The following is a 15,315-nucleotide window of genomic DNA, read 5'->3' on the forward strand; positions in this document are numbered from 1 at the left end:
TGGTCAAAATGAGGGAAAGCCCGAAATTCTACCACGGATGCTCAAAAATTGGGCAAGCATAGGGAGATCCAGGCAAACCGACCGCCGTACCCTGGCGGGCGGCTGTCGCATTCTTAAAAAGGGACGCAAGCATGACCTCTCGGCCATGCCTGGGCCCCCGTATCCGCCGGGCGCGAATCAAGCGCCCAGGTAGGCTTCCAGCACCCGCGGGTGGCCCAGCAGCCCGCGACCGGTACCCGACAGCGCCATGGCGCCATTCTCCAGCACATAGCCGTGTTGCGCGATCTTGAGCGCCTGACGCACATTCTGCTCCACCAGGAACAGCGTCAGGCCGTCGGCATTGATCGCCCGCAGCGAGCGGAAAATTTCCTGCACCACGATCGGCGCCAGGCCCATCGACGGCTCGTCCAGCAGCAGCAGACGCGGCTTGGCCATCAGGGCGCGGCCGATCGCCAGCATCTGCTGCTCGCCGCCGGAGAGGTTGCCGGCGATGCCGGTGATCCGCTCTTTCAGGCGCGGGAACAGGTTGAAGACATATTCCAGGTCCGAGTCGACATTCTTCAGGCCGCGGCGGTAGGCGCCCAGCTCGAGGTTCTCCAGCACGGTCATGGTGGTGAGGATGGCCCGGCCTTCCGGCACCTGCACGATGCCGCGCGCCACCAGTTGGTGCGGCGCCAGGTTGGTGACGTCCTCGCCTTCGAACAGGATCTTGCCGCGCGCCTTGGGCAGCAGGCCCGACAGCGCCAGCAGCGTGGTCGATTTGCCGGCGCCGTTGGCGCCGACCAGGGCTGTGATTTCCTTGGCTTGCAGGTCCAGGTCGATGCCGCGGACGGCTTCGATGTGGCCGTAGTTGACCTCGAGTCCGCGGACTTCCAGCATCGTGCTCATTGTGCGGCCTCCGCGTTTTCGGTGTCGTCGTCGTCTTCGCGGCCCAGGTAGGCCTCGATGACCTGCTCGTTGTTGCGGATCTCTTCGGGCCCGCCGCAAGCGATGATCTTGCCGAAGTTCAGCACCGCGATGCGCTCGCACAGCCCCATCACGAAGCGCATGTCGTGCTCGATCATGAGGATGGTGTAGCCGCGGTCGCGGATCGCCAGAATCTCGCGCATCAGCTCGGCGCGCTCGCCGGTGTTCATGCCGGCGACCGGCTCGTCCAGCAACAGCAGCTTGGGCTCGGTGGCCAGCGCGCGCGCCAGCTCCAGGCGGCGCTGTTCGCCGTAGGACAGGTTGTCGGCCAGGTCATTGGCCTTGTGGTCCAGCCGCATCCAGGTCAGCAGCTCGTGGGCGCGCTCGCGGGCGCGCTTTTCGTGCTCGCGGTAACCCGGCAGACCCAGCAGCAGGCTGGGAAAGCCGTAATTCATGTGGCGGTAGGCGCCCACCACCACGTTTTCCAGCAGCGTCATCTCCTTGAAGAGACGGATGTTCTGGAAGGTGCGGGCGATGCCCATGCGGGTGATGGCATGCGGCTTCCTGCGCAGCAGGCTTTCACCATTAAAGGTGATGCTGCCGCCGCTGGGCGGCAGCAGGCCGGTGATCAGGTTGAACACCGTGGTCTTGCCGGCGCCGTTGGGGCCGATCAGGCCGAAGATCGCGCCTTCGGGCACCGACAGGCTGACGTCATGCAGCACGTGCAGGCCGCCAAAGCTCTTGGAAACGGAGGTCAGCTCAAGCATGGCGCTTGCCTCCTTGACGCATCCAGCGCTTGAAGCGCGCCGGATCCCAGATGCCTTGCGGCAGGAACAGCACAATCACCACCAGGATCACTCCGTTGATGACCAGGCGGAAATCCGCGAAACCGCGCAGCAGTTCGGGCAGCACGGTAATGATGAAGCTGCCCAGCACGGGACCGGCCAGACCGCCGATGCCGCCCAGGATGGCCATGGTCAGGATTTCCACGCCCCGGTCAAAGCCGTATTCGTTGGGGCCGATGAAGAACGTCAGGTGGGCATTCAGCGCGCCGGCCAGGCCGGCGATCATCGCGCCCGCCACGAAGGCCAGCATCTTGTTGGCGCGCACGTCGATGCCCATCAGGCCGGCCGCGGTTTCGTCGCCGCGGATGGCCTCGAAGGCTCGGCCGATCTTGGACGCGCGCACGCGCCACAGCACCACCAGGACGATGACCAAGGCCAGGATGACATGCCACCACTGGGTCAGTTGCGGGATGCCGTTGAGGCCGAGCGCGCCGCCGGTGAGCGACTCGGTGTTCAGCACCGTCACGCGCACCACCTCGCCAAAGCCCAGCGTGGCCATGGCCAGGTAGACCCCGGACAGGCGTAAGGTCGGCAAGCCGATCAGCGCCGCCACCAGGGCCGGCGCCGCCATGCCGCCGGCCAGCGCGACCGGAAACGAGACGTCGTAGTTCATGGTGAGCAACGCCGCGGCGTACGCGCCGATGCCCATGAAGGCCGCATTGGCCATGGCCAGCATGCCGCAGGCAAGCGTCAGCCAGATGGAGAGGGCCAGCAGGGCGTTGGTGCCGAGGGTCAGCACCAGGTTGCCATAGATGGCCCAGAAATTTTCGAATCCGCTCATACTCAAGCCTTGCGTTGAACCACTTTGCCGAACAGACCCTGCGGACGCACCAGCAGAATCAGGAACAGCAGGCCGAATGCCACCGCGTCGCGCATGGTGGAGCCGATATAGGCCACCGACAGCACTTCGGCGAAGCCCAGGAACAGCCCGCCCAGCATGGCGCCGCGAATGTCGCCCATGCCGCCCAGGATGATGACCGCGATGCCCTTGTGCAGCATCGGCTGGCCCATCAGCGGGAACAGCGCGTTCGAGTACAGGCCGATCAGCACGCCCGCGACCCCGCCCAGGGCGGCCGCGGCGAACGAGGTGGTGATGAAGAGCTTTTCGACGTTGATGCCCAGCAGCCAGGCGGCCTTGGGCGATTCGGCGATGGCGCGCAGGGCGCGGCCGAATTGGGTGCGCCGCATGACGAACATCAGCAGCGCCATGAGCGCGAACGACAGGAAGATGATGCCCAGTTCGATCACGGTCAGGTGCAGGCCGGCGATCTCGATCACATCCTCGGGGACGGTGCCGTGCGGGAACCGCATGTTGCCCGCGCCGAAAATGCCTTGCGCGCCGTTGTTCAGGATGATGCCGACGCCGATCGTGGCGATCATGGGGATCAGGTGCGGCGCATTGCGCTTGCGCAGCGGCTTGAGCACCAGGTAGTCGATGATGACCCCGGTGAAACCGGCGACGAAAAATGCCACCATCAGGGCCGCCCACAGGGGCAGGCCGAAATGCTGCACCACGGAGAGCGCCGCGTAGGCTCCCACCATGAAGACGGCGCCATGCGCGAGGTTGATGACCCCGAGCACGCCGAATACCAGCGTGAAGCCCAGCGCGAACAGTGCGTACACACAGCCCAGCGACAAGGCGTTAACGAATTGTTGTTCCAACATGATGGGACATATTCCAAATCAAAAAAGAGCCTCCACGCCGCGCCCCCCGCGTGGACTTGCCGCTCGCCAGGCTCGGCTTCGGGACCCGGGGCAGGCCTGTGTAAGGCCTTCCACGCCGCGCATTGCGTGGACCTGCCGCCCTGAGAGAGCCGTTCTATTCCTGGGGAGTCCTACGATAAAAAGCGCCTTGCGGACCGCGGCCAGCCGCCGTCCGCAAGGCGCATCCCCCCGCGCGGGGATGCCGACTGCTTACTTCTCGATGACGTACTTGCCGTCCTTGGTCACACTGACGATCGGCGCCTGGTCGGCGTCATAGCCAGCGGGCTTGCCGGCGCGGTCCTTGGCCTGGCGGAACTTGAACGGGCCGGTGGCGCCGCTCCATTGCACCGAGGGCAGCGCATCGCGCAGGGCGGCGCGGTCCTTGGCCAGTTCACCGGTCAGCTTGGTGTTCTTCAGGGCCTGGGCCACGATATGCATGGCGTCGTACGACTGGGCCGCGAACTGGTCGGGCGCGCCGTTGAACTTGGCCTTGTAGGCGTCGATGAACTTGACGTTCGCGGGGGCCTTGTTCTCGATCGACCACGGGCTGCCGATCCACAGGTTGTTCGACGCGCCGCCGGGGGCCAGGTCGAAGATCTTGACCGAGTTCATGCCGTTGCCGCCGATGACGGGCACGTTCAGGCCCAGTTGGCGGGCCTGCACCATGATCGGGGCGCCTTCGGCCAGCAGCGCCGACAGCACGATGGCGTCGGGGTTGGTGCCCTTGATCTTGGTGAGCTGGGCCTTGAAGTCGACGTCGCCCTTGGCAAAGGTTTCGGTCGTGGTGACCGGAATCTTCTGGTCTTCCAGGGCCTTCTTGAAGTTGTCGTAGCCGCTCTTGGTGAAGACGTCGTCGTTGCCGTAGAGCACCGCCACGTTCTTCAGGCCGGTCTTGGCCTTGACGGTGGCAATGGTGGCCGGCAGCACGTCGGCTTCGGTGACCGAATTGCGGAACACGTAGTTGCCGATGGAGGTGATGCCGTCGGCGGTGTTGGAGGTGCCGAAGGCGACCGTCTTGGCAGCCTGGGCGATCGGGTCGGCGGCCTGGGCCGAGTTCGACAGCGTCGGACCGAAGACCATCAGGACGTTGTCCTTGAAGATCAGCTTCTTGAAGACGTTGATCGCTTCTTCTTTCTTGCCCTGCTCGTCTTCGACCACCAGCACAATCTTGTTGCCGTTGATTCCGCCGGCGGCATTGATTTCGTCGGCCGCCAGTTGGAAACCATTGCGGATCGACACACCGTATTGCGCGGCGCCGCCGGACAGGGCTTCGGCCACGCCCAACTTGATGTCAGCCGCATGGGCGGCCGGGACGATACCGGCAGCGATCAGCGCGGCCAGCAGCTTCTTGGTCTTGGATTGCATGGTTGATACCACCTTAAAGTCTGTCTCGGAATGTTGGTTATCCAGGCCGGGATGTACCCGCCGGATTGACGTCCAATGGCGCGTGAAGGCGTCACGTTTGCGCGTCAAGACCCGGGATATTACTCCTTTGTATCAGGCCGAAACTCGAATGCCGTTCAACAAAAGGAGCAAAACCGCCCATTTTTTTGTAAAAAATACGGGGTTGTCAGCGAAAACCCCACCTCCTACCGAATGCCATTCGGCACCCGGGCCTGCTCACCCCCGCGCCGACAACGCCACGCCCAGATACTGGTCGTAGGCGCCTTGCGTCAGGCGGAACCAGGGCATCGCGTGGTCGCGCCAGCCCATGTAGTTGTCGTGGATTTCCTTGAACTTCGGATCTTTCTCGCCCAGCGCCGCGTAGACCTGCTCGGCGGCCTCGAAGGCGGCGTCCATGACCGAGCGCGGCAGGGCGCGCACCTGGGCGCCGGCGGCGACCAACTGGGCCAGCGCCGCCGGATTGCGGGCGGCATAGGCCGCAGTGGTGCGGGTATGCGCGGCCAGGGCGGCGGCCTCGAGCGCCGCCTGGTAGTGCTTGGGCAACTTGGCCCAGGCCTCTTCATTGATATAGAGCGACAGCTGTTCACTGGGGGCCCACCAGCTCGGGCCGTAATAGAACTTCGCGGTCTTGTTCAGGCCCAGTTTGGCGTCGTCGTAGGCGCCCGCCCCGGCCACGGCGTCCGGGCCGGCGGGCGCGGCGCCCGCTTCCGGCTTGCCGTCCTGGGATGCCCGGGCGGCCCCGGCCTGCTTGGCGGCCTCTGCCTGCGCCGCCGATTCGGCCCCCTGCGGCACCACGCCCAGACGCGCCAGCACCTGCGCCGCCAGGCCGTCGACGCGCATCTTCAGGTCTTTCAGGTCGGTGGCGCGCTTGATTTCGCGGTTGGACCACAGGCCCATCTGCGGCCCGGTGTTGCCCAGGGGGAAGTTGAGGATCTTGTGCGCCTTGAACAGCTCGCGCGTCAGGCGCAGGCCGTCGCCCTCGAGCATCCAGGCGTCCATCGAACCGGTGTCGAGCCCGAATGGCACGGCGGAATCGAAGCAGAAGGCGGGATTCTTGGCGAAACAGGCGGCCGAGGAGACGTGGGCGCATTCCACCTTGGCGGCGCCGACGGCATCCAGCAGTTCGGCCGCGGACGCGATTGCGCCATCAGCCTGCGGGCGGATGCTGAATTTGCCGCCGGTGGCATCGGCGACGAACTTGCAGAACATCTCGCCGGCGCCGGTACGCAGATCCAGCGCGGCGGGAAAGCCGGACGCCAGGCGCCAACTGATGGAGGGCGAGTCCTGGGCCAGGGCGGGCGCGCTGACCGCCGCCCCCGCCGCCATGGTCCCCAGGCCCGCCTGCTTCAGGAATGAACGTCGTTGCATCTCTTTGCTCCTCTACACCGATACGCGTTCGAGCAATACCCGCCGGATATTACACGTTGCAAATGGGCCTGACGGCTAGAGGAATTCCCAAGCGATAAAGGATTGCAAAGACGGGCTGGGTGCCGTGGCCGGCGCGAAGCGCCGCGACCGGCCCCGGCCGCGCCAATGAAAACGCCCGCCCCGTGGGCCGAAGGCCCCGCGTGGGCGGGCGACATGGCGCGGGCGCGGAGCAATCAGGTGCCGGCGATCGCCATCTGCTCGATCAGGATCGAGCCGGTGGTCTTGGTGCCGCGCGAGATGGTATCGGCGCCCACCGCGACGATCTGGCGGAACATGTCCGACAGGTTGCCTGCAATGGTGACTTCCTGCACCGCGTGCTGGATCTGGCCGTTTTCGACCCAGTAGCCGAAAGCGCCGCGCGAGTAGTCGCCGGTGACGTAGTTCACGCCCTGGCCGATCAGTTCGGTGACCAGGAAGCCCGTGCCCATCTTCTTGAGCATGGCTTCGAAATCGTCGCCGCGGCGCGTCAGCGTGGAACTGAAGACCAGGTTGTGCGAGCCGCCGGCGTTGCCGGTGGTCTGCATGCCGAGCTTGCGCGCGGTGTAGGAGGACAGGAAATAGCCTTCCAGCACGCCGGCCGACACCACGTTGCGCTTGCGCGTGCGCACGCCTTCGTCGTCGAACGGCGAGCTGCCCATGGCGCCGCGGATGTGCGGGTCCTCGGTCAGGTTGATGTGTTCGGGGAAGATCGGCTTGCCCAGCGCATCGAGCAGGAAGCTGGCCTTGCGGTACAGCGCGCCGCCGTTGGCGGCCTGCGTCAGGGCGCCGACCAGGCCGAGCGCCAGCGGCGCCTCGAACAGCACCGGGAACTTGCCGGTGCGGATGCGGCGCGCCGACAGGCGCGACAGGGTGCGTTCGGCGGCGTAGCGGCCGACGGCCTCGGGCGTGGCCAGCTTGGCCGGGTCGCGCTCGGAGGTATACCAGTAGTCGCGCTGCATGCCGTTGCCGCGGCCGGCGATGGGCGCCACCGACAGGCTGTGGCGCGAATACGGGTAGCCGCCCAGGAAGCCACGGGTGTTGCCCATGACGAACTGGCCTTCATAGGTGCCGACCGTGGCGCCGTCGGTATTGGTGATGCGGGCATCGACCTCGCGCGCGGCGCGTTCGGCGCGCAGCGCCAGCTCGGCGGCTTCCTCGGTGGAGACCGCCCAGGCGCGGTGCAGATCGAGGTCGGGGAATTCGGTGGCCAACTGGTCGGCGTCGGGCAGGCCGGCGGCCGGATCGGCGGCGGTGTGGCGGGCGATGTGCCAGGCGGCTTCGACCGTCTGGCGCAGCGCGGCTTCGGAGAAGTCGGAGGTCGAGGCGGAGCCGCGGCTCTGGCCGGCGTAGACCGTCAGGTCGAGCGAGCGGTCGCGGGTCTGTTCGACGGTTTCGATGTCGTTCTTGCGCACCGATACCGACAGGCCCAGGCTTTCGGAAACTTCGGCCGCGGCGTCCGAGGCGCCGATCTGGCGCGCGTAGGCCAGGGTTTGCTCGACGAGTTCGGAAAAACGCGCGTGATTGGCCGCCAGCGGCAAGGAGGAGGAGGATTTGACCATTGCTGTCCAATTTGCAGAGACGGTTATCATAGCCAAGTCTGTCATTGCGCAGTTTTCCATGAATTCCCACATCGAAGAAGAACCCACCGACGGCTACGACGAGAACGGCTACGATCGTCCCAGCAAGTCGCAGATCAAGCGCGAAATGCATGCGCTGCTGGATCTCGGCAAGCAACTGATCGAACTGTCCCCCGAACGCCTCAAGCAACTGCCCCTGGCCGAGCGTCTCTACGAGGCGATCCGCGAGGCGCAGCGCACCACCAGCCGCGAAGGCCGGCGCCGTCAGACCCATTTCGTGGGCAAGCTGATGCGCGACGCCCCCGCCGACGAGATCCGCGCCCAGCTCGACGTCTGGGAAAACGGCTCGCGCGAGGAAACTGCGGCCATGCATCGCCTGGAAACCCTGCGTGACCGCCTGCTCGACGATGGCGAGGCGCTGACCAAGCTGCTGAACGACAATCCGCAGGCGGACGTGCAGCAATTGCGCTCGGTGATCCGCGCCGCGCGCAAGGAAAAGCTGGCCAATGCCGCCCTGCTGCAAGGGCAGGAGCCGCAGAAGAAGCATTACCGCGCCCTGTTCCAGGCGCTCAAGACCCTCAACCACTGATGCCGCCGTCCATGAACGCCCCGACCGACCTGCTCGATTGCATCGAGATCGAAACCGCCTCGAATCCCACGCACGCCGTGATCTGGCTGCACGGCCTGGGCGCCGACGGCAACGACTTCGCGCCGATCGTGCCGGAACTGGACCTGCCGGCCGACCTCGGCGTGCGTTTCGTGTTTCCCAACGCCCCGGTGCAGCCCGTCACCATCAACAATGGCATGGCGATGCGTTCCTGGTACGACATCCTGGTGATGGACCTGGTGCGGGTGGAAGACGCCAAGGGCATCCGCGCCTCGGAAGCGGCGATCCACAAGTTGATCGCGCGCGAGAATGCGCGCGGCATCCCGACCGCGAACATCGTGCTGGCGGGCTTCTCGCAAGGCTGCGCCATGACGCTGCACACGGGCTTGCGCCTGCAGGACAAGCTGGCCGGCATGATGGGCCTGTCGGGCTACCTGCCGCTGCTGGACAGCGCCGAGGCCGAGCGCGCGCCAGCCAACCAGCGCACGCCGATCTTTCTGGCTCACGGCCTGTACGACCCAGTGGTAGCGCTGCCGCGCGCCGAGGCCTCGCGGGCCGAACTGGAACGCCTGGGCTATGACGTGCGCTGGCACACCTACCCCATGCCGCACTCGGTCTGCGCCGAGGAAGTGGCCGATATCTCGCGCTTCCTGCAGCAGGTACTGGCCTGAAACCGGCAGCGCCCTCCGCCCTGCCCGCCCGTCACGCCGCTTGACGGGCTGATTCCCCCTTTTTGTATACCAAGTGGTATCCCAGCTTCGGGTTCTCCGAGGCAGGACGGCGCTCGCTCATAGAGAAAACACCAATCCCCAAAAGTCTTGTGGCCTGTTTGTATTGAATATAGTATTCGATCCAAGCCGTATCGGCCCGGGCCACCCAAGTTCGGGCTTCCCTGTTGTTGCAGTCGCTCCATCCCCATTTGGCCGTGTCGCGCCGGGTCCGGCGAGGCATATAGACGCAGGAGAAAGTCCCGTGAAATCCTTGTCATCGCCCCGCCGGGCAGCCGTTGCGCTGCTCGCTACGCTCAGCGCCGCGTTCGCCCCTCTCGCCAGCCATGGCCAGGCCCTGAATCCCCCCGTCAAAGTGCGCTACGAAGAAGTGGTGCGCTCCATCCTCTATGTGCCCAAGTATGTCGCCCTGTCGCAGGGCTACTTCAAGGACGCCGGGCTGGACGTATCCATGAAAACCTCGCAAGGCACGGACAAGGGCATGACCGCCCTGCTCTCGGGCAGCGCCGACATCGTGCTGATCGGCCCCGAGGCCTCGATCTACGTGCAGAACAGCGAATCGCCGGTCAAGCCGAAGATCTTCGCCGGCCTGACCGCCACGGACGGCTTTTTCCTGCTGGCGCGCAAGCCGGTCGAGAAATTCGACTGGAACATGCTCAAGGGCAAGGCAGTGATCGGCTTTCGCCCCGGCTCGAACCCGGTCGTGTTCTTGGAAACGGCGCTGCGCAAGCACGGCCTGGACCCGCAAAAGGACGTCAAGCTGCTCAACAATATCGGCATCCCGGCGCGCGCCGGCGCCTGGATGGCCGGCCAGGGCGACTACGGCATATTCCTGGAGCCCGAGGCCGGCGAGCTGGTGCGCAACGGCAAGGGATATATCGTGGCCTCGGTCGGCCACGAAGTCGGCCAGGTGGACTACACAGTATTCACCGCCACCGACAAATACATCCACGACAATCCCAAGGTCATCCAGGCCTGGACCAACGTGGTGGCACGCGCCGAAAAGTACGTGCAGGACACGCCGGCGGCCACGCTGGCGCCGCAGATCATGGCCTATTTCCCCGGCATGGACGCGGCCGCGGTGACCGAGGCCATCGAGCGCTACAAGCGGTACCGGATCTGGAAGACGTCGCCGCTGGTGACGGCCGACGCCATGAACCGGCTGCAGGACATGCTGGTGGCCAGCGCGGTCATGAAGGACAGCGCCCGCGTCAAGTACGAGGACGTGGTGGTGGCGGACTTCGCCAGGAAGGTGCCGCAATGAACGCCGTCGTCCATAACCTGAAGCCGGACGCGGCCACCGCCAAGATCGAGCTGCGCGATGTCTGCCTGAGCTATTTCACGCCGGAAGGCGAGACCGAAGCCCTGTCCAAGGTGTCGTTCACGCTGGCGCCAGGCGAATTCGTCAGCCTGATCGGCCAGAGCGGCTGTGGCAAGAGCACATTGCTGTCGCTGATCGCGGGGCTGATCACCCCCACGTCAGGCGCCGTGATGATCGATGGCCAGGCGGTCACCGAACCGAATCCGCGTATCGGCTACATGCTGCAGCAGGACTATCTGTTCGAGTGGCGCAGCATTCTGGAAAACGTCATGCTGGGCGCCGAGATCCAGGGCCGGCGCGACGCGCGCAGCGAGGCGCGCGCGGTGCACCTGCTGGAAAAATGCGGGCTGGGCGCATTCCTGTCGCACACGCCGCGCCAGCTGTCGGGCGGTATGCGCCAGCGCGCGGCGCTGGCGCGCACGCTGGTCACCGAGCCCGATGTGATCCTGCTGGACGAGCCGTTCTCGGCGCTCGATTCGCAGACCCGGCTGGCGATCTCCGACGAGGTGGTCGATATCCTGCGGCGCGAGGGCAAGACCGTGGTGCTGGTAACGCACGACATCGGCGAAGCCATCGCCATGACCGACCGCGTCATCGTGCTGTCGCGCCGGCCCGGCCGCCTGAAAAGCCAGTATCGCATCCACTACGGGGAAGGCGCGCGGCCGACCCCGTTCCAGGCCCGCTCCCGGCCGGAATTCAATGCCTATTTCAAACAGCTCTGGGACGAGCTGGATGTCCATGTGGAGGGTTGAGCCGTGAACGCACCTGTCGCCAATACCGTGCCGCTGCGCGCCGTGCCCGCGCCCAGCCAGAAGTACCTGGACTATCTGCGGCGCGACCGCGCCCGCCGCCGCCACATCCGCGTCGCCCAGGCGCTGCTGCTGGTGGTGTTCCTGTGCGCCTGGGAAATCCTGCCGCGCATGCACATCCTCAATCCGCTGCTGACCAGCTATCCGAGCGCGCTGTGGCCGACCTTCCTGGAACTGTGGAACCAGGGCAACCTGGCGCATCACATCGCCACCACGCTGTGGGCCACGCTGGTGGGCTTCACCCTGAGCATGGTGATCGGCATCATCGTCGCCGCCGCGCTGTGGTGGTCGGACTTCCTCTACAAGGTGCTGGACCCATTCCTGGTGGTGGCCAACGCGATGCCCAAGATCGCCTTCGTGCCGATTTTCTACCTGTGGCTGGGGTCGGATTACGCGGTCTACGGCATGGCCGTGGCGATCGCGGTGTTCGTGACCATCATGGTGGTGTATGCCGGCTTTCGCGCCATTGACCTGAACAAGGTCAAGCTGGCGCGCACCTTCGGCGCCAGCCGCTGGCAGGTGCTGACCAAGGTGGTGCTGCCGGGCAGCGTGCCGACGCTGATTGCCGCCGTGAAGATGAACATCGGCCTGGCGCTGGTGGGGGTCATCGTCGGTGAATTCCAGTCGGCCGACTCGGGCCTGGGCTTTCTCATCATGAACGGCAGCCAGGTCTTCAAGCTGAACATCGTCATGACCGCCATCACCATGCTGGCGCTGATCTCCAGCGCGATGTATCTGGTGGTGTATCGCATCGAAGCCGCCGTGGCGCGGCGCTACGGATAAGGAACCGCTATGCAGATTCCGCAATGGGTCCAGGACCGCGTCATCGCCCGCCAGGGCTGCCTGCATCCCTATGACACCCTGCCCGGCGCCCGCACCGCGGTGGTGGTCATCGACATGCAGCAGTACTTCACGCTTCCCGGCTACCAAGGCGAATGCGCCGCGGCGCGCGGCATCATCGCGCCAGTCAACCGCCTGTGCGAGGCGGTGCGCGCGGCCGGCGGCACGGTGGTGTGGGTGCAGACCGCCTCCGACAACGCCGACGCCTTCTGGTCGCACCACCATGGCGTGATGCTGACACCCGAGCGCAGCGCGCGGCGCCTGGAAACACTGCGCCGCGACTCGCCGGGCTTCGCCCTGCATCCCGAACTGCGGCCGGCCGACAGCGATCTGCGCGTGGTCAAGCGCTTCTACAGCGCCATGGCGACGGGCTCGTCGGAACTGGAGCCGCTGCTGCGCGGACGGGGCGTGGATACGCTGCTGATCGCCGGCACGGTCACCAACGTCTGCTGCGAATCGACCGCGCGCGACGCCATGATGCGCGACTTCCGCACCATCATGGTGGACGATGCGCTGGCCGCAGTGACACCGGCCGAACATGAGCACGCGCTGCACGGCTGGCTGCTGTTCTTCGGCGACGTGCTGTCGGTGGACGAAGTGGCGACGCGCCTGCGGCCGGCGCAGGCCGCCCGCAGGACGGCCTGACACATCCGCCGCGGCGCCGGCTCAGGCCAGGTTGAGCCAGACCCGGCGCATGGTCGGGTCTTCCGGGTCCGGATCGTTGGTGAAGCCCAGGCTGGTCATCAGCGCCAGCATCGGCCGGTTGGTCGACAGCACCAGGCCGTCGATGTATTCCAGCCCCTGCTCGCGCGCCGCGTCGATCAGCGCCGTCATCAGCTGGCGGCCCAGGCCGCGCCGCTGCCAGTCGTCGCCGATCACCAGCGCGTATTCGGCGCCACGCCCATCCGGGTTGCGCAGGTAGTGGGCGAAGCCCACCAGCACCTCGTGCGGATGGCCGCGATTGGCGGGATTGGGCACCTGGGTGGCGGCCACCAGCGCCAGTTCGCGGTGATAGTCCACCTGGGTATAGCGCGACACCATGCGCGGGGTCAGCTCGCGCATCATCGATACGAAGCGCATGTAGCGCGAACGCTCCGACAGGCCGCGGATGAAATCCTGCAGCGGCTGGCCGTCCTCGGGACGGATCGGCCGCAGCACCCAGGGGATGCCATCGGCGAAACGGCGCACCTGCACCAGGCGCGCCGGGTACGGATGGATCGCCATGTGCGGATAGCCGGCGGTCTGCGGCGCTTCGCAGCCCGGCTTTTCGGCCAGTGTCAGGCGCAGGCCGCCGGCGCGCAGATGGGTCTCGCCGGCGTAGAGCGGGTCGATATCCAGGGTCTCGATGTCGGGCAGTTCGGACACCATTTCCGACACCAGCACCAGCGCCTGCTGCAGCGCCTCGGCGGCCAGGTGGCCGACGCGCGGCGCCAGCACCCGGCGCCACAGCCGGCTGCGCTCGATCATCTGGCGCGCCAGGAAGCCGTTGAGCGGCGGCAGATCGATTCCCCGATCGGATGGCGACAGCTCCGCGTCCGGCCCGCCGGCGCCGAAACGGATGACCGGCCCGAACTGCGGGTCGCGCCGTACCCGGATCGCCATGGGCCGGGATTCCGGCTCGGCCGCGGCCACGTCCAGCGGCATATCGCGCAGCGGCACATAGAACAGCGACAGCAGCGAGCGGATTTCGGAGGTGGTCAGTTCGCGCCGGCAATCGGCCCGCACCCGCGCCAGGATGTCGCGCGCGGCGGCCAGGTCGGGCACATGGGTGGCGGGTTCGGGAGGCTGGGTCTGCAGCAGCAGTTGCTGGTTGTAGTGGTGCGTCGCCAGCACGCCGAAGGCGTCGGCCGCCGACTCCGGCGTGCGAAAGGCCGACGTGCCGGCATCGTCCAGCATGCGCCGCAGCGGCCGCATGCCGGCATCGCCCATGAAGCAGGTGACCACGGGCTTGCGAGCCTTGGGCGCGATCAGCGCCAGCTCGCGCGCCACTGCGGGCAAGTCGGCCAGGGCGTCGGGCGCCAGCAGCACCAATACGCCGTCCACGCCGGCGTCGTCCAGCACCACGTCGAGCATGGCGCGGATCCGTTCCGGCGTCAGCGGCACATAGGTGATGACCGGATTGGCGCTGGCCGCGTCCCGCTCCAGCATCGCCGCCAGGGCGCGCTGCGTGGCCGGCGCCAGTTCGGCGCGCAGCACGGCCGCTTCGGGGCCGATCAGGTCCATGGCCAACTGGGGCGGCCCGCTGCCGTTGGAGATCAGCGCCACGCGCCGGCCCTTGGGACGGCGCGTGTAGCCCAGCACCTTGACCGCCGAGAACAATTGCACGAAGTAGCGCACCCGCACCGCGCCCGCGCGCCGCAGCGCGGCATCGAAAATGGCGTCGCCGCTGTCGCTGTCGGCGCGCCCGGCCTTGAGCACGATGACCGGCTTGACGCTGGCCGCGGCCCGCAGCGCGCTCATGAATTCGCGCGCCGGGCCGACGTCTTCCAGATACAGCACGATGCTGTCGGTGCGCGGGTCGCTGGCCAGGTAGTCCAGCACCTTGGACAGGCCCACTACCGCCTCGTCGCCCAGCGACACAGCGGTGGAAAAGCCGATGTGCACGTCTTCGGCCCAGTCCATCACGGCGGCCATGATGGAGCGCGACTGCGCCAGCAGCGCCACCCGGCCGGCGCGCGCCAGCACCGGGTGCTGGCTCAGGTTCAGGCCGGCATGCGGGCGTTGCGCGCCGAACGAGCGCGGCCCGAGCAGTTCGCAGCGGTTTTCCTCGGCCCAGGCGCGGCACAGCGCCAGGGTGCCGCGCGGGTAGGGATCGGGCAGCTCGTGCGGCAGCAGAATGACCGCGCGTGGCGCCAGCGGCGACAGCCGGCGCAGGGTCTCGGGCAGCACCGCCGGCGAAACGCAAACCAGGGCCAGATCGGGCCGCTCGCCCGCGGCCAGGCCCTGCAGCGTATCCGGCAGGTCGGGCGCGGCGCCGCTTGCGCAGGCCACCAGGGTGGTTTTGGCCTTGAGCGCGGGCGACAGCGAATTCGCCGCCGGCAGCGGCCGATCGGAGACGATCACCAGCGAACCGGGTTCGAACATCGGGGCAAGAGCGTGTCGCAGCATGGCGGGAACAGGCACTAATCTAAAATAGCGTTCATCGTAACAAGACAACCCCGCCATCC

Annotated in this window: 14 protein-coding genes; 6 read left to right on the plus strand and 8 right to left on the minus strand. The window is 66.7% G+C overall.

Annotated elements, in window-relative coordinates; genetic code table 11:
- Positions 1-177: 177 nt before the first annotated feature.
- From K2W61_RS05045 to pmbA, 7 genes are all read right to left on the minus strand, one after another.
- Complete coding sequence (locus tag K2W61_RS05045; protein ID WP_175134725.1) at positions 178-888, minus strand: ABC transporter ATP-binding protein; 711 nt, start codon at positions 886-888, stop codon at positions 178-180.
- Positions 885-1,673, minus strand: a complete 789-nt coding sequence (locus K2W61_RS05050) for an ABC transporter ATP-binding protein (protein ID WP_175134724.1) — start codon at positions 1,671-1,673, stop codon at positions 885-887. Before K2W61_RS05050 ends, K2W61_RS05045 begins: the two co-directional genes overlap by 4 nt.
- Entirely contained in the window at positions 1,666-2,532 is an 867-nt protein-coding gene (locus K2W61_RS05055; RefSeq protein ID WP_175134723.1) for a branched-chain amino acid ABC transporter permease, read from the minus strand. The genes K2W61_RS05050 and K2W61_RS05055 overlap by 8 nt, the downstream gene beginning before the upstream one ends.
- Positions 2,533-2,534: 2 nt before the next feature.
- Positions 2,535-3,416 (minus strand): branched-chain amino acid ABC transporter permease, encoded by an 882-nt coding sequence (locus tag K2W61_RS05060; RefSeq protein ID WP_175134722.1) that lies wholly within the window; start codon positions 3,414-3,416, stop codon positions 2,535-2,537.
- Between the two features lie 249 nt (positions 3,417-3,665).
- On the minus strand, positions 3,666-4,820 hold the full coding sequence (locus tag K2W61_RS05065) for an ABC transporter substrate-binding protein (protein WP_175134721.1): 1,155 nt from the start codon (positions 4,818-4,820) through the stop codon (positions 3,666-3,668).
- Positions 4,821-5,075: 255 nt separating this feature from the next.
- Entirely contained in the window at positions 5,076-6,227 is a 1,152-nt protein-coding gene (locus K2W61_RS05070; RefSeq protein ID WP_236755139.1) for a TRAP transporter substrate-binding protein, read from the minus strand.
- A 233-nt stretch (positions 6,228-6,460) separates the two neighbouring features.
- Positions 6,461-7,825 carry a metalloprotease PmbA gene (pmbA, locus tag K2W61_RS05075; RefSeq protein WP_175134719.1) on the minus strand — a complete coding sequence of 455 codons (1,365 nt, stop codon included), beginning with the start codon at positions 7,823-7,825 and terminating at the stop codon, positions 6,461-6,463.
- A gap of 58 nt (positions 7,826-7,883) precedes the next feature.
- Between pmbA and yjgA the strand changes: the two genes are divergently transcribed.
- The 6 genes from yjgA (at position 7,884) to K2W61_RS05105 (ending at position 12,793) form a co-directional block, all read left to right on the plus strand.
- The gene (yjgA, locus tag K2W61_RS05080) at positions 7,884-8,432 is read left to right on the plus strand and encodes a ribosome biogenesis factor YjgA (RefSeq protein WP_236755140.1); all 549 of its coding nucleotides are present in this window, start codon (positions 7,884-7,886) and stop codon (positions 8,430-8,432) included.
- An 11-nt stretch (positions 8,433-8,443) separates the two neighbouring features.
- Positions 8,444-9,121: an alpha/beta hydrolase gene (locus K2W61_RS05085; protein WP_175134717.1), complete on the plus strand. Its 678-nt coding sequence runs from the start codon at positions 8,444-8,446 to the stop codon at positions 9,119-9,121.
- A 301-nt stretch (positions 9,122-9,422) separates the two neighbouring features.
- The gene (locus tag K2W61_RS05090; RefSeq protein WP_175134716.1) at positions 9,423-10,442 is read left to right on the plus strand and encodes an ABC transporter substrate-binding protein; all 1,020 of its coding nucleotides are present in this window, start codon (positions 9,423-9,425) and stop codon (positions 10,440-10,442) included.
- Positions 10,439-11,251, plus strand: a complete 813-nt coding sequence (locus K2W61_RS05095; protein WP_175134715.1) for an ABC transporter ATP-binding protein — start codon at positions 10,439-10,441, stop codon at positions 11,249-11,251. The genes K2W61_RS05090 and K2W61_RS05095 overlap by 4 nt, the downstream gene beginning before the upstream one ends.
- Before the next feature lie 3 nt (positions 11,252-11,254).
- Positions 11,255-12,091: an ABC transporter permease gene (locus K2W61_RS05100; protein WP_175134714.1), complete on the plus strand. Its 837-nt coding sequence runs from the start codon at positions 11,255-11,257 to the stop codon at positions 12,089-12,091.
- Positions 12,092-12,100: 9 nt separating this feature from the next.
- Positions 12,101-12,793 carry a cysteine hydrolase family protein gene (locus K2W61_RS05105; protein ID WP_175134713.1) on the plus strand — a complete coding sequence of 231 codons (693 nt, stop codon included), beginning with the start codon at positions 12,101-12,103 and terminating at the stop codon, positions 12,791-12,793.
- A 21-nt stretch (positions 12,794-12,814) separates the two neighbouring features.
- On the opposite strand, the gene K2W61_RS05110 is transcribed toward K2W61_RS05105, so the two are convergent.
- A complete protein-coding gene (locus K2W61_RS05110; RefSeq protein ID WP_236755141.1) occupies positions 12,815-15,256 on the minus strand; it encodes a bifunctional acetate--CoA ligase family protein/GNAT family N-acetyltransferase in 2,442 nt (813 codons plus the stop codon).
- Between the last annotated feature and the right edge of the window lie 59 nt (positions 15,257-15,315).

This window comes from Achromobacter pulmonis, from assembly GCF_021733725.1.
GTDB lineage: Bacteria > Pseudomonadota > Gammaproteobacteria > Burkholderiales > Burkholderiaceae_B > Achromobacter > Achromobacter pulmonis.

Excerpts from the sequence above, each read along its gene's own strand:
- K2W61_RS05105 (WP_175134713.1), top strand. The coding sequence starts at position 12,101 with ATGCAGATTCCGCAATGGGTCCAGGACCGCGTCATCGCCCGCCAGGGC.
- K2W61_RS05055 (WP_175134723.1), bottom strand. The coding sequence starts at position 2,532 with ATGAGCGGATTCGAAAATTTCTGGGCCATCTATGGCAACCTGGTGCTG.
- K2W61_RS05065 (WP_175134721.1), bottom strand. The coding sequence starts at position 4,820 with ATGCAATCCAAGACCAAGAAGCTGCTGGCCGCGCTGATCGCTGCCGGT.
- pmbA (WP_175134719.1), bottom strand. The coding sequence starts at position 7,825 with ATGGTCAAATCCTCCTCCTCCTTGCCGCTGGCGGCCAATCACGCGCGT.
- K2W61_RS05045 (WP_175134725.1), bottom strand. The coding sequence starts at position 888 with ATGAGCACGATGCTGGAAGTCCGCGGACTCGAGGTCAACTACGGCCAC.
- K2W61_RS05095 (WP_175134715.1), top strand. The coding sequence starts at position 10,439 with ATGAACGCCGTCGTCCATAACCTGAAGCCGGACGCGGCCACCGCCAAG.
- K2W61_RS05070 (WP_236755139.1), bottom strand. The coding sequence starts at position 6,227 with ATGCAACGACGTTCATTCCTGAAGCAGGCGGGCCTGGGGACCATGGCG.
- K2W61_RS05060 (WP_175134722.1), bottom strand. The coding sequence starts at position 3,416 with ATGTTGGAACAACAATTCGTTAACGCCTTGTCGCTGGGCTGTGTGTAC.
- yjgA (WP_236755140.1), top strand. The coding sequence starts at position 7,884 with ATGAATTCCCACATCGAAGAAGAACCCACCGACGGCTACGACGAGAAC.
- K2W61_RS05110 (WP_236755141.1), bottom strand. The coding sequence starts at position 15,256 with ATGCTGCGACACGCTCTTGCCCCGATGTTCGAACCCGGTTCGCTGGTG.
- K2W61_RS05085 (WP_175134717.1), top strand. The coding sequence starts at position 8,444 with ATGAACGCCCCGACCGACCTGCTCGATTGCATCGAGATCGAAACCGCC.
- K2W61_RS05050 (WP_175134724.1), bottom strand. The coding sequence starts at position 1,673 with ATGCTTGAGCTGACCTCCGTTTCCAAGAGCTTTGGCGGCCTGCACGTG.